This is a genomic window from Breznakibacter xylanolyticus (genome assembly GCF_003254275.1).
Taxonomy (GTDB): Bacteria; Bacteroidota; Bacteroidia; order Bacteroidales; family Marinilabiliaceae; genus Breznakibacter; species Breznakibacter xylanolyticus.
Genome location: NZ_QKZK01000013.1, coordinates 63338 through 88971, shown reverse-complemented (window position 1 = coordinate 88971; position 25634 = coordinate 63338). Strand labels below are relative to the sequence as shown.

20 protein-coding genes are annotated in these 25634 nt (G+C 47.6%); 10 read left to right on the top strand and 10 right to left on the bottom strand.

The genetic code is table 11. From position 1 onward, the window contains the following. Nucleotides 1-373 precede the first annotated feature (373 nt). Both LX69_RS09435 and LX69_RS09430 read right to left on the bottom strand, forming a co-directional pair. On the bottom strand, nt 374-1696 hold the full coding sequence (locus LX69_RS09435) for a DUF389 domain-containing protein (protein ID WP_111445774.1): 1323 nt from the start codon (nt 1694-1696) through the stop codon (nt 374-376). 137 nt (nt 1697-1833) lie between these two features. Next, nucleotides 1834-3009, bottom strand: a complete 1176-nt coding sequence (locus LX69_RS09430; protein ID WP_111445773.1) for a PP2C family protein-serine/threonine phosphatase — start codon at nt 3007-3009, stop codon at nt 1834-1836. Nucleotides 3010-3230: 221 nt separating this feature from the next. On the opposite strand from LX69_RS09430, the gene LX69_RS09425 reads away from it, so the two are divergent. From LX69_RS09425 to ndk, 3 genes are all read left to right on the top strand, one after another. Further along, nucleotides 3231-4421, top strand: a complete 1191-nt coding sequence (locus LX69_RS09425; RefSeq protein ID WP_146260701.1) for a THUMP domain-containing class I SAM-dependent RNA methyltransferase — start codon at nt 3231-3233, stop codon at nt 4419-4421. 61 nt (nt 4422-4482) lie between these two features. Next, nucleotides 4483-4947: a MaoC family dehydratase gene (locus LX69_RS09420; RefSeq protein ID WP_111445771.1), complete on the top strand. Its 465-nt coding sequence runs from the start codon at nt 4483-4485 to the stop codon at nt 4945-4947. 192 nt (nt 4948-5139) lie between these two features. Beyond that, entirely contained in the window at nt 5140-5556 is a 417-nt protein-coding gene (gene ndk / locus LX69_RS09415) for a nucleoside-diphosphate kinase (protein WP_221621327.1), read from the top strand. Between the two features lie 79 nt (nt 5557-5635). Here the strand turns inward: ndk and LX69_RS09410 are convergent, their stop codons facing one another. Next, nucleotides 5636-6124 carry a hypothetical protein gene (locus tag LX69_RS09410; RefSeq protein ID WP_111445770.1) on the bottom strand — a complete coding sequence of 163 codons (489 nt, stop codon included), beginning with the start codon at nt 6122-6124 and terminating at the stop codon, nt 5636-5638. 159 nt (nt 6125-6283) lie between these two features. Then, entirely contained in the window at nt 6284-6838 is a 555-nt protein-coding gene (locus LX69_RS09405) for a DJ-1 family glyoxalase III (protein WP_111445769.1), read from the bottom strand. 418 nt (nt 6839-7256) lie between these two features. Between LX69_RS09405 and LX69_RS09400 the strand changes: the two genes are divergently transcribed. Continuing rightward, nucleotides 7257-7529: a hypothetical protein gene (locus LX69_RS09400; protein WP_111445803.1), complete on the top strand. Its 273-nt coding sequence runs from the start codon at nt 7257-7259 to the stop codon at nt 7527-7529. 2 nt (nt 7530-7531) lie between these two features. On the opposite strand, the gene LX69_RS09395 is transcribed toward LX69_RS09400, so the two are convergent. Then, nucleotides 7532-10984: a two-component regulator propeller domain-containing protein gene (locus LX69_RS09395; RefSeq protein ID WP_111445768.1), complete on the bottom strand. Its 3453-nt coding sequence runs from the start codon at nt 10982-10984 to the stop codon at nt 7532-7534. 255 nt (nt 10985-11239) lie between these two features. Between LX69_RS09395 and trpB the strand changes: the two genes are divergently transcribed. From trpB to LX69_RS09380, 3 genes are all read left to right on the top strand, one after another. Beyond that, on the top strand, nt 11240-12442 hold the full coding sequence (gene trpB, locus LX69_RS09390) for a tryptophan synthase subunit beta (RefSeq protein ID WP_111445767.1): 1203 nt from the start codon (nt 11240-11242) through the stop codon (nt 12440-12442). Nucleotides 12443-13001: 559 nt separating this feature from the next. Further along, nucleotides 13002-13583 carry a hypothetical protein gene (locus LX69_RS09385; protein WP_111445766.1) on the top strand — a complete coding sequence of 194 codons (582 nt, stop codon included), beginning with the start codon at nt 13002-13004 and terminating at the stop codon, nt 13581-13583. 43 nt (nt 13584-13626) lie between these two features. Beyond that, a complete protein-coding gene (locus LX69_RS09380) occupies nt 13627-15369 on the top strand; it encodes a methyl-accepting chemotaxis protein (RefSeq protein ID WP_111445765.1) in 1743 nt (580 codons plus the stop codon). Between the two features lie 217 nt (nt 15370-15586). Here the strand turns inward: LX69_RS09380 and LX69_RS09375 are convergent, their stop codons facing one another. Next, entirely contained in the window at nt 15587-18112 is a 2526-nt protein-coding gene (locus LX69_RS09375) for an AMP-binding protein (protein ID WP_245934989.1), read from the bottom strand. A 278-nt stretch (nt 18113-18390) separates the two neighbouring features. Next, nucleotides 18391-18822, bottom strand: coding sequence for a large-conductance mechanosensitive channel protein MscL (gene mscL / locus LX69_RS09370; RefSeq protein WP_111445802.1), 432 nt, complete (start codon nt 18820-18822; stop codon nt 18391-18393). Between the two features lie 498 nt (nt 18823-19320). Here mscL and LX69_RS09365 point away from each other — a divergent pair, with 498 nt between their 5' ends. Together LX69_RS09365 and LX69_RS09360 are read left to right on the top strand one after the other, a co-directional pair. Further along, the gene (locus tag LX69_RS09365; protein WP_111445763.1) at nt 19321-20619 is read left to right on the top strand and encodes a carboxypeptidase-like regulatory domain-containing protein; all 1299 of its coding nucleotides are present in this window, start codon (nt 19321-19323) and stop codon (nt 20617-20619) included. A 313-nt stretch (nt 20620-20932) separates the two neighbouring features. Beyond that, nucleotides 20933-21571 (top strand): cation diffusion facilitator family transporter, encoded by a 639-nt coding sequence (locus LX69_RS09360; protein ID WP_111445762.1) that lies wholly within the window; start codon nt 20933-20935, stop codon nt 21569-21571. A gap of 6 nt (nt 21572-21577) precedes the next feature. On the opposite strand, the gene LX69_RS09355 is transcribed toward LX69_RS09360, so the two are convergent. Continuing rightward, on the bottom strand, nt 21578-22843 hold the full coding sequence (locus LX69_RS09355; RefSeq protein ID WP_170124317.1) for a DASH family cryptochrome: 1266 nt from the start codon (nt 22841-22843) through the stop codon (nt 21578-21580). A gap of 261 nt (nt 22844-23104) precedes the next feature. Between LX69_RS09355 and LX69_RS09350 the strand changes: the two genes are divergently transcribed. Continuing rightward, nucleotides 23105-24232: an AraC family transcriptional regulator gene (locus LX69_RS09350; protein ID WP_111445760.1), complete on the top strand. Its 1128-nt coding sequence runs from the start codon at nt 23105-23107 to the stop codon at nt 24230-24232. Here the strand turns inward: LX69_RS09350 and LX69_RS09345 are convergent. Both LX69_RS09345 and recF read right to left on the bottom strand, forming a co-directional pair. Then, on the bottom strand, nt 24229-24522 hold the full coding sequence (locus LX69_RS09345) for a DUF721 domain-containing protein (RefSeq protein ID WP_111445759.1): 294 nt from the start codon (nt 24520-24522) through the stop codon (nt 24229-24231). The two genes, LX69_RS09350 and LX69_RS09345, sit on opposite strands and share 4 nt — an antisense overlap. Then, nucleotides 24512-25630: a DNA replication/repair protein RecF gene (gene recF / locus LX69_RS09340; RefSeq protein WP_111445758.1), complete on the bottom strand. Its 1119-nt coding sequence runs from the start codon at nt 25628-25630 to the stop codon at nt 24512-24514. Before recF ends, LX69_RS09345 begins: the two co-directional genes overlap by 11 nt. Nucleotides 25631-25634 lie beyond the last annotated feature (4 nt).

Below are 25634 nucleotides of genomic sequence, written 5' to 3'. Positions count from 1 at the left end.
TCAAAATAAACGCAAAGGCGCGAAGGCGCTGAGTTGGTTTGAATATGTAGATTGCGTTTAAATATGAAAGCAGATAACTCAGTATTTAATCATCGTCCTCAACTTAACGAACTAAGAACTGACGCTGAGTTGCAGTGAGATAAGATGAGAACCAGTGAGGAGAAAAAGCCACAGTGCCACTCGGTAAAAGAGTTATATAGTAGGCTCTTAGAGGTACAGAGTTTTTTGAAGTTGTGTTTTGAGTTTGAGATACGATTAAGCCTGTATTCAAGTAAAAAAACAGATAACTCAAAAGAGTTATATAGAGGATTCACGGCTCACCCAAACAAATCTATCCAAGCATCAACAAAGATGGCATCACAATCAAACCACATCAGTCAAAAATGACACGAAGACGTTCATTTTGGAGGCGCGATTGAAGCCATTTTTTCACCTTATCCCGTTCCAATGCAGACAAGCCTTGATGGTTGACTTCAAAAATAACAAGCATCATGGGCTTTTCCCCCTCTTTATCTTTCCGGTAAAGCACCGACTCGGCAAAGGTACACCCCACAATGGCCGGATAAAGAGGATGTATCTCATTCAACAACATCTGACCGGTTTGTGGCCGTGCCACCAGGCTGTCGCAACGAGCCTCCATTTGATGAGCTGAATTTTTAGCATGCAGCAACTCCTCTTTCAGTCGACTAATTTCCAACACCTTTTCATCAACCCCCGTTAATGCAAAGCCCTGACGAATATCGATGGCCACATCGCTAAGGTTGAACTGCCCGGCCTTTTCAATAATCTCGGACTTTTGCCCCGATCCCAATGTCACCCCACCGTAGACCAGCGTGATGGTTCGCTGATTGGGATCGACCTCATGTTTGAGCAAATAATTGCCTTCAAACGAACTCACATTGGAGATGTAACGATTGGCATTTTCAACAAATCGTTCATTTTGCACCAGTCCGTACCCGAAGTAAATGCTGGGCAACAACACCCCGATCATCACCAAAGTAATCCATCGATTGACCTGTTTTTTACGGCCGGCATCGACCAGCGTTCGAATGGGAAAATTGAACACCTGCGAAATGATGACCGAAGCCAATGCAATAAAAACAGTATTGATGGTAAACAAATAAAACGCACCGAAAAAGAATTCGTACTGGCCGGTGGCCAAGCCATAGCCGGCCGTACACAAAGGAGGCATCAAAGCGGTAGCAATGGCCACACCGGGAATGACATTGCCCTTTTGGCGGCTGCTAATGGCCACAATACCGGCCAATCCGCCAAACAAAGCAATCATCACATCGTAAATAGAAGGAGACGTTCGAGCTAACAATTCCGAATGTGCCGTTGAAATGGGACTGATGGCAAAATAGGTTGTAGAAGCCACCAAACTGACAGCCACAGCGAAGGAGAAATTCTTAAGAGATTGACGAAACAGGTCAAAGTTATAAGTCGCGATGCTGTATCCCATCCCATTGATAGGGCCCATCAACGGAGATATTAACATGGCGCCAATGATCACCGCCGTTGAGTTCATGTTTAACCCAACCGAAGCAACCAGAATGGCAAAAAAGAGAATCCACAAGTTTGTTCCCTTAAAAACAATGCCTTTCCGAATTTCGTCGTGAATGGCATCGTGATCCTCCATTTCGCTCTCGATATTGAGATAATGCAACAGTTTACGCAAAAAGAGTAAAGTCTTCATAAACAAAAGAATAAGATAACAAATAAAGGAAACAATGGCGATACAAAAATATCAGAATATTCCACGCGATAAGAACTAAAACAAAGAAAGCAACGAAACAAGAAACCACGCATGGAGAATGAGTGCACACAGAAACCTCAAAGCCGCATTCCAATCAACAACACATCGTCAATTTGCTCACGATCTCCTTTCCATCGTTCAAAAAACTGCTCATAGATCTCTTTTTGGTGACTCATGGGCAATGCATAATTATCAAGAATCATTTGCCGAAAACCTTTCTGTTTAAGTTTTTTATCATTTTCGCCACCAAACTGACTTGCAAAACCATCGGAAAACAGGTACAGACAATCGCCATGCTGATAATTGACCACATGATTGGTAAATGCCTTGTCGACTTCACCAATGGAAACGGGCATGGTATCAGCATGAATGATTTGCAATTGTCCCTGATGAATCAAATAAGCAGGATTGAAGGCACCGGCATACTCAAACGAGCCATTTTGGGTATCCACACACACCACACTCATATCCATGCCGTCTTTTACCTCACTGGCTTGGGACTGTTGAAGCGCATCGATGATGACCTTACGCAACTCGTCCAAAATGCGAGACGGCGTAAGAATTTTATTGGTCTCGACAATTTGATGCAAATAGGCCACCCCAAACATGCTCATGATGGCGCCTGGAACGCCATGGCCGGTGCAATCGGCCGCCACCACAATGAGTTTATTGTCGCAACGTGACACCCAATAAAAATCGCCACTAACAATATCGCGAGGTTTGAGCAAGATAAAATGCTCGGGCATGATTTTTTTTAAGTACTCGGATTTGGGAAGGCTGGCCGTTTGAATTTTCAGGGCATAATTAATGCTATCGGTAAGCTTTGTGTTGATGTCTTCAATTTGACGAATCAACAACTCGTTTTCGTCGCGGGAACGTTTGATGGTCAGTTGGGTTTTAATGCGGGCGCGAAGCTCAGGAATATTGAAAGGCTTTCCAATGTAATCGACCCCACCGGCATCAAACCCTTTGATGATACTGTCAGAATCTGTTTGCCCCGTAATGAACACGACCGGAATATCGTGCGTTTCCTCCATTTTTTTCAAGGCTTGGCACACCTCATAACCATCCATACCCGGCATCACCACATCGAGCAGGATTAAATCGGGGCGCGGATCGCCCGTCGCTAAACGAATGGCATCCTGCCCATTATAAGCCCACAACAGATGATAACGCCGCAAAATATCTTTGAGAAGTTCGACATTCACGGGCGAATCATCAACCAACAACAGAGTAGGCACGGTTCGAATCATGGCTTAGAGGGATAATTCAACTCCCAATTTAAACAAAAAAGCAATGGAGCCAACGATGAACATCAACAATTATCGAAATCAAGATGGGTGAGGGCATTGCCCACATACGGCGAAATATTAAATTTGCAACCGCAAATACCGCAACGCCATCCATTTTCAAACATCCCCAATTGGGTTGAAAATGAAGCGCCAAACAATTGTCACAATCAGGAGGAACAGCATTGAAGTTAGTCGCAAAAACCTTTTACGGGCTCGAAACCGTTTTAGCCAAGGAATTGGCAGCCTTAGGGGCACAAGAAATCACCACACTCAAGCGAGCAGTGTCATTTGAAGCCGACATGGCGCTTCTGTACAAAAGCAACCTGCATTTGCGCACCGCCATCCGAATCCTGATGCCCATTGCCACCTTCAATGCCACCAGTGATATTGAACTCTACAAGAAGATTAAGGAGATGGATTGGTCAAAATATCTGCGCGCCGACCAGACACTGGCCGTGGATGCCATTACCTACTCAAAAATTTTCACGCACTCCAAGTACGTCTCGCTGAAAACCAAGGATGCCATTTGCGACCGTTTCAGAGACGAAACAGGCCAACGCCCATCGGTAGATATTGAATCACCAACAGTACTGATTAACATCCACATTGCCGAAGATCAGGTGACCGTCTCACTCGACAGCTCGGCCGAGCCGCTCAACCGACGCGGCTACCGAACCAACGAGCACGAAGCGCCCATCAACGAAGTATTGGCAGCCGGCATGGTGTTACTGAGCGAGTGGGATACCAAAAGCACGTTTATTGATCCCATGTGCGGATCGGGAACCATTGTAATGGAAGCCGCCATGATTGCAGCCAACATTGCCCCCAACATCAAACGAAAAGATTTTGGGTTCACCCGTTGGAACAACTTTGATGCCCCGTTGTGGGAAAAAATACGCCACGAAGCCATTGAGGCGCAAACCACACCCACGGCGCGCATCTGTGGCAGCGACATTTCGTTGCGAGCCATCGACACCGCACGTCAGTCGGCATTGGACTTTGGGTTGAAACAATTCATTGACTTTAGCTGCGCGCCACTCGAAGAAGTGAATCCAATCTCAAAAAAAGGAGTGGTGATCATGAACCCGCCTTATGGCGAACGCCTCAAGACCCGCGACATCGTACAGATGTACATTGGCATTGGCAACCACCTCAAGCGCAACTTTCAAGGGTTCGATGCCTGGGTAATCAGCTCGAACCTCGAAGCCATGAAACTCATCGGATTAAAGCCATCGGCAAAAATTACACTTTATAACGGAGCTTTAGAATGTCGATTTGAGAAATTCAGTCTTTACGAAGGTTCACATGCCGACATGGTACGCAAGCGTCGCATCATCCCCCGCGATGACAGCGCTCCCCGTCAGAAAATTTAAAACGGCACAGGATATAGACACATCAAAAAAAAGAAATCCAAATTAAACCCCATCAAAAAAAATGAGCAAAGTGATTATCAAGAGCTTTGAAGAGCTCGAGAAACTGATTGGACAAGAACTGGGAATCTCAGAATACCATGAATTTACACAGGCACAAATCAACCTGTTTGCCGACGCCACCCTGGATCACCAATGGATACACGTGGATGAGGCCAAGGCCAAAAGCGAATCGCCTTTTGGCAACACCATTGCCCATGGCTACCTCACCCTATCCATTCTTCCTCACTTGTGGGAACAAATCGTTGAAGTACAAAACCTCAAGCTCCAGGTAAACTATGGTATTGAGAAATTCAAATTCAACCAGCCGGTGTTGGTTAACAGCCGAGTGCGCCTCAAAGCCAAAGTTATCAACGCCGTAAACCTTCGCGGGGTCACCAAGGCCAATATTGGCGTGACCCTTGAAATTGAAGGCAACAAAAAGCCGGCTTACGAAGGCGAAATTGTATTTTTGTATCACTTTATTTGATACAGGCAAGTCAGGAATAGCAGCCTGATTCACACACACGCATAAAAATCCACCCCAAAAGGTGGAAACAACCGATAAAAAAAGAGGATCCCCATGCAGGGGCATCCTCTTTTTTTGTTACCATAATCAAGTTTTGCGCAAACGAGAACAAATATTAAATAATTGTGTAAATTGAAAACAAATTTTACAACTATGATTCAACAGACCTTAGCAATCATCAAGCCCGACTCGGTGCGCAATAATTATGCAGGAAAAATACTGTCGCTGATTGTCGATCACGGATTTTCAATTAAGGCCATCAAAGGCGTGCACATGGACACGCGCGATGCCCAACGCTTTTACGGCATCCACACGGGCAAACCCTTTTTTGACAAACTGGTGGACTTTATCACCTCCGGTCCCTGCATTGCCATGATATTGGAAAAAGAAAATGCAGTGGACGACTTCCGTAAATTGATGGGAGCCACCGATCCCAACGAAGCCGAGGGCGGTACCATCCGCAGCCTGTTTGCCGAAAACAAAACGGCCAACGCCATACACGGAAGCGACAGTTCCGATAATGCGTTTATTGAATGCAACTTCTTTTTCAGCATTCAGGAACGGTTTTAATCATATTTCATCAACAATAAAAAAGGCGGTCTGCTTGAATTCAATTCAAACAGACCGCCTTCACATTATGTACATTTTATCAGAAGCAGTAGCGGATACTCAAGGCAACATCCCAGTTGCCCAGTTCACTATTGCTGTTGACCACCCCAATATTGGGGCGGGCATCGATGCCAATTTGTAAAGGCACTTCGCTAAATTGGTACTCAATACCAATTTGACCGGCAATTGCAATCCACATGCCGTCATCGTCATTGCCATTGTAGTATTTATCGTCCCATGACCAGCTTCCGAATTGACCACCGACCCCGACAAACCATTGGAAACCACTCTCAATAGGAAACACCCATTGATGCACACCCGTCAGGCAAAAAGCATCGTAATATTTACTATTGCGCCAGCCCAAATCGGCCTCGAAACGTGTTTTACGCGACAATCCGTGCTGATAGCTAATTTCAGAACCACCGGCATCGCCACCGCCAAGGCGTAAACCCAACGCATGTGGATTAATTTGAGCTTCGGCAGCAAAGCCGATCATCAAAGCAAACAATAAAATTCCAAGTTTTTTCATGTGTCTATAATTAGTTTTAAATGGTCACATGGAACTCACCCAAAGTCATTGACTGCGTCGATCTTCGATTCTCAGGAGAGTCGAAGCAGTGGACATGGCTCGTTTCATGTGTTATAAAAATTGGTAAATAAAAAATTGACGTTATCAAAAATCAGGCCATCAATGGTTCACCACCATTCGGGCAGCCTGTTGAGCAGCCACATCGGCACCAAATAACAGAGTCACCAACTGCAAGGCGAAGTCCATTGCAGCCCCCACCCCCCGAGCCGTAATAAAAGGGAGAGACACTTCAACGGGATTAGAGGTAACGGTGGCGCCTGAGAGACGTTTTTCGTTGCCGGGATAACAAGTGGCAACATGCCCATTGAGCAACCCCATGTCGCCCAAAATGATGGGAGCCGCGCAAATGGCACCAACGGGCAAACCGGCCGCCACATGCTTCCGAATCATTTGCTTGAGCCCTTCATGGTCATTGAGATGATTGGTTCCGGGCATTCCGCCAGGTAAAACCATAATATCGGGCTGAGCCTGAGGCAAATGCTCAAACAGCACATCAGCTTTGATGGCAATCTCATGGGCACCGGTCACCATGAGATCACCCGTGATTGAGACCACCGTCACCGCAGCTCCGGCACGACGGAGCACATCGATGGGCGTGAGCGCCTCGATTTCCTCAAATCCTTGAGCCAAAAACAGCCATACCTGCTTTGTCATTTGTGTCATTTTAGGGATTCCTCTCTGAAATGTGCCCAATTTAAGGGCGTCGATGCAAATATACAGCTTTCAGTTTCTCAAAAAACAAATCGGTCAAATACCTTTACGGACAGAATTGGGATTGGAAAAAAAATATCACTCCCTTTCATGGTCATCAACACACAAAAAAACCAGCGGGGCACTTAGGGGCAGAAAACATGCATAAAAACTGTTCTCCCCCATTGAAAGCCATCATGGCAAATAAAAAAAGGTAGAATATGCATTTACGACCAGACCGACATGCAAAAAAAAAATTTCAAGCACCGAGCAAGCCGTCACGGCACACAAAAACGTTTTTCGAGGCTCAATTCAGCCCGGGAACGTCTACTGCCGCTCCAAAATATTGACACAAATGGTTAGTTTTGCAAAAAAACGAATCATGGAAACCGACACAACCGAAGAACGACTAACGCGCCTGTTAGAGAATCAGCAATGGCCATTGCGTTACATGTTCAAGTTTATTGTTCCCAATCGCGACGGGAATGTTGACAAAGTCAACCAGCTAATGCCGTCAAATGGCAAACTAAGTTACAAGCACACGCCCAATTTACAGTATGTCTCCATCACATGCGTGGCACAAATGCATTCGGCCGAAGAAATTGTAGGCATTACCTCACGCGTAGTGGCCATCCCGGGTGCCATGGCACTATAAATTCAATTTGCAGGATGATTTTTAAGAGGCAGTGCAAAATAAAAGGTGCTCCCCTTGTTGAGTTCCGACTCGAACCAAATACGTCCGCCCAACAACTCCACCAACCGCTTTGAAATAGAGAGCCCGATGCCGGTTCCGGGATGAAACCGCGACACATCCGAATCGATTTTCCGGAAGTGATTAAACAGTTTTTCTCGATCCTTTTCGTTGATTCCCAAGCCTGAATCGGCCACAAACACCACCACTTCATCGCCCTGCACGTGGTATCCCATGCGAATGAATCCGGCGGAGGTGAACTTAAACGAGTTAGTCAGCAAATTGGTCATCACCTGCCGCACCCGCAAGGCATCAGAATCGACTTCGAGCGTGGGGTGCGTTTCGGGAATAAAGAGGTCAAAGGCGAGCTTTTTATCGTTGGTATATGAGAAATAAAGAAAAAGTTCGTTCATGAGTTCATCGAGCCGAAACACCGAAAAATTAAGCACCAATTGATTGGATTCGAGCATCGACACATCCAGAATATCGTTGATGATATTGAGCAGGGCATCGCCATTGGCCTTAATCATCGACACATATTCGCGACGTTCGTCAACGGCCATCTCGTCATCGTCGAGCAGCGACGAAAAACCAATGATGGCATTCATGGGTGTACGGATTTCGTGGGACATATTGGCCAAAAAGGACGTCTTTAACCGATCGGCTTCTTCGGCCTTTTCCTTGGCCTGCCGCAACTCAATGGTGCGCTCGTCGACCAAATGCTCCAGGTTGTCACGATGCAGTTTCAACTCTTCGTTTTGGCTGGTGATTTCTTCCTGCCGCTCTTCAAGCAAAATGTTCATCTCGGAAAGTTCTTCGGTACGAAGTGCCACCATTTGGGTCAGCAAGTTTTTTTGTTTCTTTAAAGATCGCAACCGATATTGAAACACCCCCACAATCCCCACACCGATCAATATCAACACCAACAAGCGAAACGACAAGGTTTTCCACCAAGGCGGAATGACCACCACACGCAGCACAGCCGGTTCGATGCTCCACACCCCATCGCTGTTGGCAGCTTTCACCAAAAGCCGGTATTTACCGGGAGGCAAATTGGTATAAGTGGCCAGATGCAGATTGCCCACTTCATTCCAACGGCTATCGAACCCTTCCAAGAAATATGCATACCGGTTAAAGTCGGGAGAGCTGAAATGAAGGGCGGCAAACTCAAAACTCACCACCGATTCCTCGTGTGTCAACTCTAATTGAGGCAGATGCGACAAAGCCACCGGCAGAATGACACGATCATGGACACGTTCCCCTATTTGAACCTGCCGATTGAACAGCCGCACCCCATAGATGACCACCTTCGGAGGAACGGAATTACGCCCCAGCTCATTGGCATGAATGACCGTTAACCCATTGATGCTCCCCAAATACAATTCATGATCACGGGCATTGAACCAAACCGAATTGGCCATGTACTCGCGACTGCGGATATTGTAACGCAACTCTATCTTTTTAAACGTCTCATTAACGGGATTAAATCGACTGATTCCCTTATTGGTCGACACCCACACATAGCCCTGATCATCTTCACTCAGGGCACCAATTTGATTGGATATCAACCCGTGCTCCTCTTTAAACGACCGGAACGAGACAACATTGCCACCCGGCTCACGCACCACTTTGTTGAGACCACTAAGCGTGCCGGCCCAGATGGTTCCATCGCGGGTAACAATCACCGACATCACTTTATTGGAACTGATGGAGAGCGAGTCATTGGGGATAGACAAATAACTCCTCATCACTCCGGTAGAAGGGTCGTAACTGCAAAGCCCCATGTTTTCGGTTCCAATCCACAGCAAACCGTCATTATCCCTGGCAATGCTCCATACATTGGTACGGCGCAGGTCGGCTTGCAAGCGTTCGTCGGCCACATGAACCGGATGCGAACGCCCCGTTATCTTATCAAAATAGTAGAGCCCCCCACTGTAAGTCCCGACCCAAAACCCCTCATCGTGCTCCGTGCGACACAACGCCTGTACCTGGGTGTACTCCAATCCCTGCCGATAACGGGTAAAATGCCCGGAAGCCTCATCGAATCTGTTGAGCCCTTCGGTGGTTCCGACCCACAACACCCCATTCGCGTCTTTAATAAGCGCCCGCACATCATTGGAATTTAAAGTATGCACATCATTGGGCTGATGAAAAAAATGTTGAAAGCGACCGGTTTCACGATCCCACAGATTCAACCCATTGAGCGTCCCCACCCAAAAACGCTTGCCACGATGCTCGCAAATGGCGTAAACCACGTTATCGCTCAGGGTCGATTCGTTGAGCGGATTTTTGTACAAGTGATAGATGTGCGCATCACTGCGATCATATTTATTGACGCCGCGCCAATCGGTTCCCACCCAAACAATTCCGGCATAATCCTCAAAAAAAGAATAGATATTGTCCCCACTCATGCTATTGGCTCCCATGGCTTCGGACCGATAAACCTCCACAGGCAGCTTATTGTAAAGCTCCTGAAACGATACATCAGCGTCAAACAGATCGGCATTCACCACATAAGCCCCATCGCCCCATGTGCCAACCCACACATTATCATGTGAATCGCGAAACAGAGACATGACAAATTGATTGCCTACACTTTTGGAGACATCGACGGGGTGATCAATGATGATGTCCGTGGTTGGATTTAAAACCCTTAGCCCACCCCCCCAGGCAGCAATCCATATATTTCCCAAGGGGTCTTCGACAAGGCCACTGATGTTATTGATGCTTGCAGCCAAAGGATCAGAAATGGGATGTAAATAATGTTGCCAGATGCCGGTGTTCCCGATTCGACGAAACAGTCCCTGCGTGGTAGCCAGCCAAACATCGCCCGAGCGGGAATGAATGATGTCGGCCACTAAACGCACTTCTACCTGAGGCGAAACCTGAATGGTCAAAGGTTCAAACCAATAATTCATTGTTGACGGTGATTGCTGATGACGAATCATAAATGCGCCACCGCTCAAGGTTCCGCCATAAATCACACCAAGTGAATCGACCGAGAGACAAAACACCGAATTAGCCGGCAGCGAGCCTTGATGCCCGGGCTGATGATAATAGCGCACAAAGGTTTCGGATTCGGGGACATAGCGATTCAACCCGTCGTTAGTTCCCACCCAAATATTGCCTTGCCCATCCTGAGCAATGGTGCGCACAAAGTTGTTACTGATAGAAGAGGCGTCATCGGCATTGTGGATGAATTGCTTAAACTCATACCCGTCGTAGCGGTTCAAACCGGCATAGGTTCCAAACCACATATACCCCTGACGATCCTGAAACACGCACAACACCGAGTTTTGCGAAAGGCCATCGTCGGTATTCAACGACTCAAATCGCTTCACCCGTCCGTTTGACATGGCCATCATCCCACCCCACACGGCACTCAATAACAGGAACACGATCCATCGTCGACTCGACATAAGCTTTCAAATTATATCATCATAAAAATGAGAAGCTGAGAGAGATACCTTTTCACAAAGACACACGCTGAGACAAAAAAATATCAACCAATAATTTAAACATCACAACTTAGAAAAACAACATAAAAAACGCAGCCCCACAAACCATATACACGGACGTTAGAAAAAAAGAGATTCTGTGATTTTTTCATAAAAAAAATCTGACCGTTTCATAAAAAGAGTTGTAAATTCATCACACTAAAAAAATCACAAAAAATGGCAGATAACTATTTCAAAAAATATCCCGATAAGGACGGATTTTATGGGAATTACGGCGGTGCCTTTATTCCCCCGGTTTTAGAAGCCGAGATGAAAAAAATTAACGACGCGTATTATGCCGTCAGCAAATCACACAGTTTTATATCGGAGCTGCGCAGCATCCGCAAACACTATCAGGGTCGTCCCACGCCGGTGTATTATTGCAACCGCCTGTCGGAGAAATACGGCGGTCGCATTTACCTAAAACGCGAGGATTTGAACCACACCGGCGCGCACAAGCTAAACCACTGCATGGGCGAAGCACTGTTGGCCAAATATTTGGGCAAGAAGAAACTGATTGCCGAAACCGGTGCCGGTCAGCACGGAGTGGCACTGGCAACGGCTGCTGCTTACTTTGGGCTGGAATGTGAGATTCACATGGGCGAAGTTGACATTGCCAAAGAACACCCCAACGTGGTGCGCATGAAGATTTTGGGAGCCACCGTGGTGCCGGTTACGCACGGGTTAAAGACCCTCAAAGAAGCTGTTGACTCAGCCTTTGAAGCTTACTTGAAAGACCCCGTTAACTCGATTTATTGCATTGGTTCCGTGGTAGGGCCACACCCCTTTCCCATGATGGTGCGCGATTTTCAGCGCGTGGTGGGAATTGAAGCCCGCGAACAGTTTTTCGAGATGACAGGCGAACTGCCCGACAACGTGGTGGCCTGCGTGGGTGGTGGCAGCAATGCCATGGGCATGTTTAGTGCTTTTATTGAAGATGAAGAATGTGCATTGTACGGTATCGAGCCGGGCGGACGCTCGATGAACCTTGGCGACCATGCCGCGACCATGTCGCTTGGAACCCCGGGCATGATTCACGGCTTCAAGTGCTACGTATTGCAGGACGCACAAGGCAACCCCAGCCCTGTGTACTCAGTGGCCAGCGGGCTCGACTATCCCGGTGTGGGTCCCGAGCACAGCATGCTTAAAGACCTGAAACGCGTTAATTACGACGTCATCAACGACACCGAAGCCATCGACGCCTTTTACGAACTGAGCCGACTCGAAGGGATCATCCCTGCCCTTGAAAGCTCGCACGCAGTGGCCTACGCCCTGAAGCTGGCTAAAAAGAACCCACAACAATCCATTTTAGTAAACCTGAGCGGACGCGGTGACAAAGACATCGATTTCATCATTGAAAAATATGGATTGCCGAAATAATTAAGATTTGAGGTTTTTATTGTTAATGAGAATGATGAGGGGGTGCCATACGCGGTTACTCCCTCTTTTTTTTAGGAGATGAGTCGTCACGCCTAACTCTCGGAGGCGATCAATACTTTTTACAAAACATTAAGCTCCTGTCAATAATTCATACAAAAGAATCAGGTATTTTTGCAAATCTAAAAACCAAATTGCTATTCCCCTATATTGTGATGAGTTAAAAGGATTTTCCCACAAACTACACGAATTCCACGAATTGCTTTTCAATTCGACTAATAATTGTTAATCGATGAAGTCGCTTTGCGCAGCAAAGAATTCGTCGATTCATTCATTATCAAGGATTTCATTTCATGTGCGTCATCACAACATTCGGGTATAGCGTGAAAAACAAGCGTCCATCAAATCACGACATGAGGTATTCACACACATGCCGAGACGCCCCTTCCTTACCACCCCCATATTCATCTTGCAAAAAAACAAATTGACCAACGCCTCTTTGTAACCCTAAATTTGTTATCAAGTATAACCAACGTCGATAAAAAAAACAAACAGAGCACACATGAATATCAAATTATTGTCCATACTGGCGGGATGCCTCATCACATGGTCGTCGTGCCAACAAACACAAGGAGGATACGAGAAGGCCACCGGGCCACTGGGCGAGTTTCTGAACCACAGCAACCACCTTACCACCGTTCAACACCAGCTTGACCAACAAAACAGCCTGTACACCACCGCCGTTGGCAAAAACGATGAAGCAGCCAAAGAAAAAATTCTGGCGGACATTGCTCAACACCATGCCGCCATCATCAAAGAAATGGAGGCCAAATACCCTCTCGGGAGCATCGCCCTGCCTTACGAACAAACCAATGCCGATCTGGTATCCATCGACAAAGTGGTATTGGCCAAATATCAGTTTCCATGGAACACCGCCACACGCCTGTCGTACATCATCCGCTTTGAATGTGGCGTAAAACACGACAAACCACTGACAATGTTACGGTTCGAATTCATCGACAAAGACAAGGACATCTTTATGTCGTCGAACATGGCCGTATATCAGAGTGGCAGCTATGAATTTGAAATTCGCCCCGAAGTGGAGTTTTTTCACTTTGAGAAGATTCTCATTTCAGTGCTATAAGCGCCCCTAAGCCTTCATATATCAAAAACAAACGAACAACATCATGCGCAAATATATCCGCATCAAATTCACCCTGGCCACCAAATCCATCCTAGTTCTATCGTTTTTTCTAATGATGGCGCTGGCCGTGGTAATGGTGAGCCGTAACACCCTGAACGGGCTCTCCAGCGAAGTGGAAACCATGGCCACCATGAATTATTACGAGAGCTTTATCACCAATGCCCACATTGGTGAACTCAGTTTTATGGTCACGGGCATCACCTCCGACCAACCAAACCGTTGGTATCATCAGGAATTTGAGTTTCAAAACATGTTTGGCTATCACTGTTTGAAGGAACTCAAAAAAAGCACCACCAACAAAGCCTATGTGTTTGATCACCAAATGGCCTTTGACAACCAAATCAACTTCGATCGTCAGGGAAGCCGACTCATTGGCAGCGTGATCGCCGCCAACCATTACCGCACGCAATTTCAAAACAGCATCATCGCCATCATGGACAACCCCAAGGTGAGCCGAGACATGAAGAACCGCCTGTCGGAAGTGGTGACCATGGCCTACATCCTACAGACCAACAAACATGGCGATTCGTACCAACGCCTTGACAAGGCCATGAATCACTTTAGAGACGGAATACATCAGGTGTATTGGGAAGATCAAAAACAGTTTTGGGATTTGAGTGATCAATACTACCGTTGGCGCGAAATTGACGATCAACTCACCAGCAACATGTACGCCGTGCAGGAGAAATGGAACAACGCCCGCAACTACCCATCCGAAATGAAACGCGTGGTTCACAACACCATCAACCAAACGCGCGATCGCATCAACCTGTGGTTCAACTACCTCATCATTGGCCTGTTTGTGCTGGCCATCCTATTCTCATACTACTACATTCGCGACATTCGCAAGGGAATGAAGGCGAACCTGAAAGCCATGGAGGAGGTGAGCAACGGCAACCTCGAGGTACAATTTGAAGATCACATCATGAAGCGGGGTGATGAATTCCTGAGCCTGGCCAACGCTCAAACACAAATGACCCACAAACTGAAAGAAACCATACTACATCTGCGCAACAGCGTGAATGCCATATTCCAGAGCTCAGACAAATTGGAGGTCGTTTCCACCAACATTGCCAACTCGGCGTCGCATCAAGCCTCGTCGCTCGAAGAGATCTCAACATCCATGGAGGAGATGCTGTCCAACATTGAGCAAAACAGTGCCAACGCAGTGAACGTGCAAGAAGTATCGCGCCGCTCGGCCGAAGAGATTCAACGCGTGATGGAAACCTCACGCCAAAGCGTAGAGGCCATTGAAAAAATCATTGGCAAAATCAGCATCATCAACGACATTGCCCTGCAAACCAACCTGCTTTCGCTCAACGCAGCCGTAGAGGCAGCCCGTGCCGGCGAAGCCGGACGCGGCTTTGCCGTGGTGGCCGGCGAAGTGAAAAAACTAGCCGAACGCAGTCGCATGGCCGCCGCCGAAATCAGCTCACTATCGCAACACAGCGTGTCGGTGACCAACGAGTCGGCACAGCAGCTCAACCTGCTCATCCCCGACATACAACGCTCAAAAGAAATGATGGAAGAAGTGGCCGCCGCCAACAGGGAACTAACCACCGGTGCCCGACAGATTAACGACGCCATTGCCAACCTCAATCAACTGAGCCAACAAAGCGCCATCACATCGCAAAACCTCTCCGACGAATCGGAGGAACTCAAAGAAATGGCAGGCTCACTCAATCAACAGGTGGGATACTTTAAGATGAATGAAACTGAAGCTTGATAAACCTCGCAATGCAACAATCGCACAGGAGTGATAAGTGTACACCTCACAAAAGAAGTATAATCTCAGATTCATCTACCGCCTATTTGCGGAAACATTGCAAACATCCATCGCGATAAATTGAAGTAAAAAAGTCGGCAAACAGCACCTTAGGGTGATGATTTGCCGACTTTATTGAAATGCGCTTAAAGAACCGGTATAACCCACAATCATCAGCTCAGGCACGATTGGCGCGATTCATCTGTTGACGAATGCGTTCCTGCACCAGCTCGGCCAGCGAATCGTAAGTGTGATTGTCGGGATAAACGGGTTGCAAATACTCGATGGTAATTTTCTTGAATGGCCGAGGAAAATGACTTCCCTTAGGCAAAGCATCCACAGCACCATTAATGAGCACCGGCACAATGGGAATGTTGAGTTCGCGGCTCAGTATGGCAAAGGTCTTTTTAAAGTCGCCCAGGCTGCCGTTGACTGAACGTGTGCCCTCGGGAAAAATCACCAGTTTCTTTTTTCGGCGCAACACTTCGGCCATCTTTTGGATAGACTCTTTTAGATCCTTATTCAAATCCATGACAATGATATTGTTGCGGTTGGCAAAAAACTTCAACAAACGTCCTTTCACGTGCTTCTCCTTGGCATAAAAATAGGTCTGTCCCACCTGCCGAATGCCCAGGTTGGAGGTTACAAATAAGCCATCGAAAAAACTCTGGTGATTGGGGGCAATGATGCAAGCCCCTTCGGGCAGATGCTCCTGTCCCTTGCTGCGGTATTGAAAATAAACCGAAAAGAAAAACTTGGATAGTTTGGTAAACAGATGCGCCGTCACCCAGGTTTTGGGCATCGACAGATGCACCTTTTCGCGAATGATGGAGGGCCAGTCGACCTTTTCGGCCTTCATGCGACTGCGGTTTTCGGCCACATAGCGGCTCAACTCATCGATGGAAGCAAAGCGCACCAGCTCTTCGGGCTGAAGAGCCACGCCAAAAGTATTGTCGATGAACACCTGAAGGCCAATTTTATCGAGCGAATCGAGCCCCAAATCCATTTCGATGTGATGCGAAGGACGCACCACGCACTGTTTCTCGTCGGCCAAATATTTAGTAATGAGCTGGCACTCGGCACTCATTTGCGAGGGCTGCTGCTCGGTGATTTCATCAACAATTAGTTTCACCATCAGCTCGGGCAACTCAAAACGCTTGACCTTCCCCAGCTTTGTTTTGGGCAATTCGCCATCAATCAGGGTAAAATTGAGCACCCGCCTGTAAGGAGGCACCTGCAGGTTGTAGGGTTTAAACAGATGTTCTTTCAAATAAGCATGCACATCCTCCAAGCCTTGGGGCAGAGGAGCCGCATCGGGCACCACCACGGCATGCAGGGCATCGGCATGCTGAAACACACCCACCTCTTTGATGCCCGGCATTGCGGCCATCAGTTGATCCTCGATGACAGCAGGGTTGATGTTTTTTCCATTGGAGAGCACAATGATCTCCTTCTTGCGACCGGTCACAAACAAATAGTTACGCTCATCAACAAAACCCAGATCGCCGGTGTAAAGCCAGCCATCGCGCAGCACTTGTTGAGTTTCGTCAGGGCGGTTCCAATAGCCCTGCATCACATTGGGGCCTTTCACAGCAATTTCCCCATTTCGAATCTCCACCTGAGCAAAAGGCACCACCTGCCCGGGCGACCCCGGAACCAACTGCCGGGGACGAGTAAATGTAATCATGGGCGCAGCTTCGGTCATGCCATACCCCTCGAGCAAGTCGAAGCCCAGCGTGCGGAAATCGCCGGCCACATCGGCAGGTAACGCAGCGCCACCACTTACCAAAAAATGCAAATGGCCGCCAAATTTACGATGCACGGCACCAAAGACAACTTTTGAAAAACGAGGTTGGTTGATGCGCCGAGCCAGCCTAAACAACAAACGCGCCATGGCACTTTGATTGACTTTGTCCATCACCCCTTTGCGGATGGCAGCATACAGACGAGGCACCCCAATGATGACGGTGACTTTGCAGCGTTGCAGAGTGGCAATGATGTCGTCGCTCACCATCGACGGGGCAATGGCAATGGTGGCTCCCGAATAAAACGATGCGATAAGCGTGCCCAACAGCGGAAAGATGTGATGGAGCGGCAACAGCATCAGGATGGTTTGCTCACGGGTGAGGATGGGAATTTCGTCGACCACCGCGCGCAGATTGGTAAATATATTTCGGTACGACAGCATCACCCCTTTGGGACTGCCGGTGGTACCGGAGGTATAGATGAGCACCGCTGTTTGGTTAAGATCGGGGCGCAGGTCAATCCATTCAGAAGGAGCAGACTGAGCATCTGCCATGTCATCCATCATCAACACAGGAATTGTCCCCCCTGACAGCGCCAAGGCTTCATGGACCAAAGCAATGGATTGATCCGACGCAAATATCAGCGACGGACGACAATCAGTGAGCACATGCACCACATCGTGCGCCGATGACTGATAATCGACCGGCACGGCAATGCCACGGTGCATCCACACGGAATAAAAAGCATAAGCCCATGCGGGGCGGTTTTCGCCAATCACCACCACCCGCTCACCGGGCTGAAGCGAAAAACGCTGCGCCGTATGACGGATATTGGCATGTACCTGCGAATATGAAACATGAAGGTTGCCATGAATGATGGCCGTTTTCTCGGTTGCTGAAAGAATCAAATCCTGCATCACAAATCTCCTCTTCTTGAGCGGCAAATATACAAAGAGCATCTGCCAATGATACATTGTAACGGATAAAACTCAATGACGTTACATTTAGGTGAAAACTCCCATCGCAGAAACAAAACGAGGCGGAAAGATTCCCGCCTCGTAAAATTTGCTTCGCCAAACATACTCCAGAATCTCTGTGATCCCATCGTTTACAGTGGTTACACAGAGTCAAAATAAACGCTGAGGCGCAAAGGCGCTGAGTTAATTTTAACGCATTGTGTTTAAATAACAAAGCAGATAACTTAAAAGAGTTATATAGTAGCATCAATGGAGATGTATCATTTGTTTTTAAGAATGTCGCGAATCTCAGCCAGCAGCAATTCCTCTTTAGACGGAGCAGGAGGTGCGGGCGCAGGAGCAGGTGCAGCTTCCTCTGCTTTTTTCATCTTATTCATGCCCTTAATGATCATAAAAATAGCAAAGGCCACAATGATGAAATCGAAGGTGGTTTGAATAAAATTACCATAGGCCAACACCGGGGCACCGGCCTCGCGGGCTGCCGCAATGGACGCGTACGACTCCCCATTGAGCGCTACAAACAAATCGCTGAAGTTCACCTTGCCAATAAGCAATCCCAGGGGTGGCATAATGACATCATTCACCAGCGAGGTGACAATTTTTCCAAAGGCGGCACCAATGATGATACCCACGGCCATGTCGGTTACATTACCCCGCATGGCAAAACTCTTGAATTCTTTTAAAAGACTCATAATCATTAAGTTTTTTAAATCGACATCGTTTTTTTAAATCTCAATCAGAAGAGAGACAAAGAAGAGTTGAGGATTTCAGACAGATAAAAAAGACGAAAAGAACAGATCTAAAAAAATTTGTCATCATCTCATCATTTGTCTGGTCGTCTAACATCTTCCTTATCTAAACTAAAACGACATGGATTATTGATTGGTAAATATTTTCAAATATAAGACTTTCATCCATTTGCTACCTAAAACATTTTAGGACGATAGGGGTTTTTTAAAGAACAAATGTCTTCCTATCAAACAACCGCTTTTGAGCAGCCGCTTATCCGGATATGTGGCACCGCCCCAAAGCACAGCACACAAAATACTATGAACCAAGCTTTATAAAGCCACATTCAAACATGTGGAATTAAGTTGAAAAAAGTAAAGAGCAAATTCATCTCCAAAATGATTAACTAAACAAACCCAAAGTCCTCCGTCGGGGGATTGAGGGAGTTAAATAACAAAACCATGAAAGCAACAAATAACCACAACAGCAACATTGGACGTATGGTTTTCCTATTCGTCGCCATGATGTTTTTTACAGCAACAGCATCGGCCACCAAAAAAATAGGCAAGAGTGCGCAGGCCGACACCGTATCGTACGTGCAATACGCAGGCAGCGTGGTCGACAGCCAATCCAATGATCCACTGACCTTTGCCACCCTCACCATTCCCGGCACCAACATTGCCACCGTGTGTAACTCCGACGGAGAGTTTTTACTGAAAGTGCCCAAAGAGATGGCCGACAAATCGGTTGCGATCTCGTTCATCGGCTACAAGGCACAAACGTTACCATTGAGTGAGCTCAAGGAAACGAAAAACAAAATCGGGCTGGAGATGATTAACGTCTCATTGGCCGAAATCAACGTCTTCCCCAAAGACCCCAACTATCTCATTCGTGCCGTGATGAGCAAACGCGACGACAACTACATGAATGCTCCCGCCCTGATGACCGCCTTTTACCGCGAGACCATCAAAAAAGGTCGCACCTACGTGTCGCTCTCCGAAGCAGTGGTGGAAGTGCTCAAACAGCCATACACCAATTCACGCCCCGACATGGTACGCCTGTTTAAATCGCGTAAGAGTGCCGACTACAGCAAGCTGGACACCCTCACCTTCAAGCTCATGGGAGGCCCCTACACCACCCTGCTCATGGACGTAATGAAGAATCCCTACCTGGTGTTTACCGACGACATGATTGCATATTACGACTTCAGTTTGAATAACATCACCCGCATCGACAACCGCATTATTTACATTCTCGATTTCAAACAAAAGTCGTCGGCCAAAGAGCCCCTCTTTTTCGGCAAACTGTACATCGACAGCGAGAGCTTGGCCATCACCAGCGCTGCCTTTAGCCTGAATACCGACTACAAACAAGAGGTGTCGGAGATGTTCATCAAACGCAAACCCGCGGGTGCCGATGTTTATCCCACCGAAGCCACTTACCTGGTAAACTATCGCGAGAAAGACGGGAAATGGTTTTACGGTTACTCACGAGGTCAAATCAACTTTAAGGTGGACTGGACGAAAAAATGGTTCCACACCTACTACTCCACCACCATTGAGATGGCCGTGACCGACTGGAAAATGAGCGACGAAAAGAGCATCAAACCCTCAGACCGACTCAAAACGCAGGTCATCATGCAGGATGCTGCATCGGGCTTTGCCGACAAGAGTTTTTGGGGCGAATACAACGTCATCGAACCGGAACAATCGATCGAATCAGCCATTAAGAAAATTCAACGCAAACTCCCCAAAGAGTAATGGTTAAAAGCCCCCAAAGGCGCCGGTACACCAGCATCGAACAACTGCCCTACAGATAGATTTTGGATTTTGAATAATTGTAGATCACTCCCCGCCATTGAACAGAAATGGCGGGGAGTTGTTTTTATGATGACATGAACTGCATGATGTTCTGCCGCTTTAAAATTGCAACGAGGATTGCAAATCCCCAATCATGGCGATTGTATCGTCAGAAAGAATCAGATACTTTTGAAAAATCAAACACGCACACCAACATGCATGCAGGAGTCTATCATCTGATGGCATCAAGAGACACCATAATAATTCTCACTTCATGAATCATCACGAAACCTTTGAAAAGAAAACCCTTTACGTGGTGCTGCTGACGGCCGTCACCATGGTGGTTGAAATAATTTTTGGCCTCACCACGCGTTCCATGGCTCTGCTGGCCGATGGCATTCACATGGGTTCGCACGTGTTGGCCATTGGGCTGAGCTGGATTGCTTACGTGGCCGTTCGCCGATTGAGCCAAAGCCGTCAATACAGTGCCGACACTGAGCGGATACTGTCGCTATCGGGTTACACCAGCGGCCTGATGCTGCTGATTTTTGCTGTTTTCATCCTCATTGAAGCCGTGCAACGGTTGTTTCATCCCATGGACATTCACTTTAACGAAGCCATTGTCATTGCCATCATCGGTTTATTAATCAACCTGGTGAGCGCCGCCATTTTACATCACGAGCACGACCATGGCGACCACAACATCCGCGCAGCTTACATTCACGTGTTGGCCGATGCCCTCACCAGCATTGGTGCCATTGCCGGACTACTGGCCGCCAAATATTTCGGATGGTTGTTTGTCGATGCCCTGGCCGCCATTGCCAGTTCGGCAGTCATCATCAAATGGTCGATTGGGTTAATTAAACAATCGGGGCAGTCGCTCATCGGGTTAAAGAAAGAAACACAAAATTAAAGTGTATCAAACCCACTTGCTGACATACATGCGTTGCGCATCAAACTTGAGCATCTGCTTGTCGAGATTGAAACGGCGGTTGATGCGGCTGTCGGTGCCTGTACCCGACTGATAAGCCCAGTTGCCATAGTTGTTGCACACATCATAGTCGATAAGCTGCGACTCAAACCACTGCGCCCCCCAAAGCCAATTGACCTTCAACTCTTTTGACAGATAATAAGCGGCAATCATGCGTCCACGGTTGCTCATCCATCCGGTGGCGGCCAGTTCGTTCATCAGGGCATTGATGAGAGGATGGGTCGTGTGCCCATTACGCCACATCTCAAAAGCCTCTAAATCATCAAACATGGGCGGAACCACCTTGCGCAACCCCGTGCGCCGGAAAATGGTTTTGCCATAACGCAAAAACAACCATCGGTAATAGTCACGCCAAATGAGCTGCTCTGTGAGTTTACTGACCGACAGTTGCATCTCATCCCCCAATATGGGCTGAGCCGAAATCACGTTCAGCACCCGAATGGGCGACAAAGCCCCAATGGCCAGGTAGGGCGACAAAGCGGTAGAATGCCCTTGCCCCTCGAACCACTCACGCGTTTCGGCATAAGCGGCCATCCGCGGCGATGTGGCATAATGATCGAGCAACTGCAAGGCAGCCTCCTCTCCTACCGGGAAACGATCAATGGTAACAGGCCAACCGGACACGTCAGCACCGGACAGGGGCAAATTGTCGGCATCCACCGCGAGCCATCTCACGCTATCGGGCCATGGAGACTCCACAAAATTGCGCTTCATGGCAGTGACCTTGTTTTTAAAGGCGGTGTAATAAAAAGGCGAAGCCGCCACATCAAGAGGGATGGTGCCCGGAGCAAACAACATATTGCCCCAAACCAACTGCAAGGGCACCCATTGCGACAATCGCTGCTCGGCAACCAACTCATCGTGCGCATACTCATGATGAGCCACCACTGTAGCCCCCGAATAATAAGCCGACAAACGGGAAAGAACCTCCACTGGGTCACCCTCAAAAACATGCAACTCCCCTCCCCTGTCGCGCAACTGCCGGCGAAAAGCCAGTACCGAAGCTTTCAAAAAATTCAAACGATGCGCACCTGCACGGGTAAAGCCCAAAGCAGAGGGCTTCATCAGTTGGTCATCCAACACATAAACCGCTAACACAGGGCGTCCCAAAGCCATGGCAACCGCCAGAGCCGCGTTGTCGTGAAGCCGTAAGTCGTTACGGAACCAAAAAATGAGCGGTATGGAGGTGTTCATGACATGATTGTTTAATAAGTGATAACAACCTATCATAAAAATGGTTCGACCGAAAACAGAAATCGGCCAAGGCGATTGCTCACCTTGGCCGACTTGGGTCATCAACATTCTTCTTTAAAGAGGTATTAAAATCGATTAGAAATCGATTATCATGAAGGTCAAAAGGGAATTGAATTCAAGATTGCAAAGAAACGGTTTGCACAAATTTCTACCTTTGCAAATGGTAAAAAACAATGTGCAAAACGTACAAAACCACCCCGCGTGACACTCGACATCTTTCTTATTAACAGCATCATTCCCCTGATGCTGGCCTTTGTGCTATGGGTAAACAGCAGCAAAACCACCGTTGCCAAACGATTTTTAAGTTGGGCCATGGTCAATGCCGGGGTGTCGTTTTTCATCACCCATCAATACATGAACGGGAACTATGAATTGTACGTGATTTTACACCCACTGGGCGTTGCCACCATCCTGTTCATCTACCCGTCGTTCTATCAATATGTGAGCCATCTCACCGGAGCCCACCAGCTAAAACGCCGGCTGTTTGTACCAGGCATGGTGTTCGGGTTGGTTTCGTTGGTGGTATTTTTGGGGTTATTGAGCCATGAAGAACAAATATATTTTCTGAGTGATTACCGCACCCAACCGGGTACCGATCATTGGCGCTTACAGGTCAATCAATGGTTTCGCTTGCTGAACGTGGCGCTCATTTTCTTCCAAATCGGATGGTTTTTCTTTAAGACGAACGCGTTACTCAAAAAGTACCATGCCGAAATTGCCAACGTGTTTTCGGATGTGAGTCAGCTAAAACTCAGTCGCGTAAAAATTCTCAACACCAGTTTTATTGTCGCGGCCATCGCCTGCATTTCGTTTTACGTCATCAACCCGGTGAAAGTGTTCGGCACCACACAGGCCTTAGAGTACCCGTTTTTTTTGCTGGCGTTGATATTATCGATGCTCGGAGCCATCGGGGTATCGCAAAACGAAGCGCCCGACCTCATCCTTCAACCTCAACCAGCACCCTCAAGCAGTGAAGCAACCAGCGAAACAACCGTCGATGACTTTTTCGCAAAAATTGACCTTTACATGAACCGGGAACGCCCTTATCTCGAACCGGCATTCAACATCGTGCAAATGGCAGCAGCCATAGGGAGCAACCGCACTTACATCTCTAACTGTATCAACCGCAACAAAGGGATGAATTTTTCGCAATATGTCAATGCTTATCGGTTGGCACAGGCCAAACAACTGCTCATCGAAAAACGCCAATTGCCCGTTGCAGACATAGCGCTGCATTCGGGTTTCGGCTCTGTTTCGGCCTTTTCGAGATGTTTTAAAGAGAGTGAAAAAATGACGCCCACCGAATACCGCGACCAAGGAAAATCTTAGCGCAACACAATTTCCTTCACCACATCGCTGCCCACCGATTGGTTGAGAGACTTCACAATGCGATCGCGCAACATCATCAGCTCGTTGCGCACCACGCTCGAATTGAGCTCCACAAACAACTTTCCCTCATACAAATACACCCGTCGGGTGGCACGTGCCACCGAAGGTCCTAATACCTGCGCCCAGTTTTGCACCACACGGGCTTCGAGCAGGCCACTCGACAGTCGGGTGTCGGCGCCAATAATTTCCTGAATCACATCGCGGATGTTCTGAACGTTTTTACGACGCATGATGGTTTTGATTATCGAGTTTTATTTCACCGTTAGCCACATCAAAAAAAAGCACCTCTTTGCCGATACCCGACAAAATGGCCTCCAGATGGTCACGGTTGGTGTGACTCACAAATATCTGACTAAAATGATCCTCTCCCACCAACTCTAACAGCCGTTTACTTCTCAAGCTGTCAAGTTTATCGAAAATATCATCGAGCAACAACAAGGGTTTCACTCCCTGATGACGGGTGAGAAAATCGAACTGAGCCAAACGCAAGGCAATGGCAAAGGTCTTTTTTTGGCCTTGCGAGCCCTCTTTTTTAAGAGGATGACCGCCCAGGGTAAACTCCAAATCGTCACGATGAATCCCCCGATGGGTATATCCCGACTGCGCATCGCGCTGACGGGAGGCAAAAAGCTGCAACTCAAAATCCTCGCCCGAGAGATGCGATCGATAATGAATGTCAATCACCTCAGCCCCACCGGAGATATTAGAGAAGTGATGATTAAAAACCGGCAACAACTCATTGATGAAAGCCTTGCGCTTTTCATATATCATCGCTCCCCACATGGCCAACTGACCATCGTACACATCGAGCATGTCGGCAGGCGGATTACCATCGGCATCCTTCAATATTTGATTGCGCTGCGCCAACACCCGCGAATAGCGAATGAGCGTATCGAGATATCCTTTGTCGTATTGCGAAATCACGCTATCGAGAAACCGCCGCCGCCACTCACTCCCCTCCATGATGAGCATCTCGTCGGCAGGCGAAATCATCACCAACGGGATCAACCCAATGTGGTCGGAAAGTTTGGGATACTCCTTTTTATTGCGCTTGAATTGTTTCTTTTGATTTTGACGCAATCCGCAATAAATCTCATCCACCGAGTCACCATTGAGGTATTGACCTTGAATGACAAAGAAATCGCTGTGGTGACGCACATTTTGCGAATCGATGACATTGATAAAGCTTTTACAGAACGACAAATAATAAATGGCATCGAGAAAATTGGTTTTCCCTGCGCCGTTGTCCCCCACAAAACAGTTAATGCCCGGGCAGAATTGCAAATCGGCCTGGGCAATGTTACGATAATTGATGACGAAAATTTTGTGAAGAATCATGCCA

Excerpts from the sequence above, each read along its gene's own strand:
- LX69_RS09435 (WP_111445774.1), bottom strand. The coding sequence starts at position 1,696 with ATGAAGACTTTACTCTTTTTGCGTAAACTGTTGCATTATCTCAATATC.
- LX69_RS09430 (WP_111445773.1), bottom strand. The coding sequence starts at position 3,009 with ATGATTCGAACCGTGCCTACTCTGTTGTTGGTTGATGATTCGCCCGTG.
- LX69_RS09420 (WP_111445771.1), top strand. The coding sequence starts at position 4,483 with ATGAGCAAAGTGATTATCAAGAGCTTTGAAGAGCTCGAGAAACTGATT.
- ndk (WP_221621327.1), top strand. The coding sequence starts at position 5,140 with ATGATTCAACAGACCTTAGCAATCATCAAGCCCGACTCGGTGCGCAAT.
- LX69_RS09410 (WP_111445770.1), bottom strand. The coding sequence starts at position 6,124 with ATGAAAAAACTTGGAATTTTATTGTTTGCTTTGATGATCGGCTTTGCT.
- LX69_RS09405 (WP_111445769.1), bottom strand. The coding sequence starts at position 6,838 with ATGACAAAGCAGGTATGGCTGTTTTTGGCTCAAGGATTTGAGGAAATC.
- LX69_RS09400 (WP_111445803.1), top strand. The coding sequence starts at position 7,257 with ATGGAAACCGACACAACCGAAGAACGACTAACGCGCCTGTTAGAGAAT.
- LX69_RS09395 (WP_111445768.1), bottom strand. The coding sequence starts at position 10,984 with ATGTCGAGTCGACGATGGATCGTGTTCCTGTTATTGAGTGCCGTGTGG.
- trpB (WP_111445767.1), top strand. The coding sequence starts at position 11,240 with ATGGCAGATAACTATTTCAAAAAATATCCCGATAAGGACGGATTTTAT.
- LX69_RS09385 (WP_111445766.1), top strand. The coding sequence starts at position 13,002 with ATGAATATCAAATTATTGTCCATACTGGCGGGATGCCTCATCACATGG.
- LX69_RS09380 (WP_111445765.1), top strand. The coding sequence starts at position 13,627 with ATGCGCAAATATATCCGCATCAAATTCACCCTGGCCACCAAATCCATC.
- LX69_RS09375 (WP_245934989.1), bottom strand. The coding sequence starts at position 18,112 with ATGCTCTTTGTATATTTGCCGCTCAAGAAGAGGAGATTTGTGATGCAG.
- mscL (WP_111445802.1), bottom strand. The coding sequence starts at position 18,822 with ATGAGTCTTTTAAAAGAATTCAAGAGTTTTGCCATGCGGGGTAATGTA.
- LX69_RS09365 (WP_111445763.1), top strand. The coding sequence starts at position 19,321 with ATGAAAGCAACAAATAACCACAACAGCAACATTGGACGTATGGTTTTC.
- LX69_RS09360 (WP_111445762.1), top strand. The coding sequence starts at position 20,933 with ATGAATCATCACGAAACCTTTGAAAAGAAAACCCTTTACGTGGTGCTG.
- LX69_RS09355 (WP_170124317.1), bottom strand. The coding sequence starts at position 22,843 with ATGAACACCTCCATACCGCTCATTTTTTGGTTCCGTAACGACTTACGG.
- LX69_RS09345 (WP_111445759.1), bottom strand. The coding sequence starts at position 24,522 with ATGCGTCGTAAAAACGTTCAGAACATCCGCGATGTGATTCAGGAAATT.
- recF (WP_111445758.1), bottom strand. The coding sequence starts at position 25,630 with ATGATTCTTCACAAAATTTTCGTCATCAATTATCGTAACATTGCCCAG.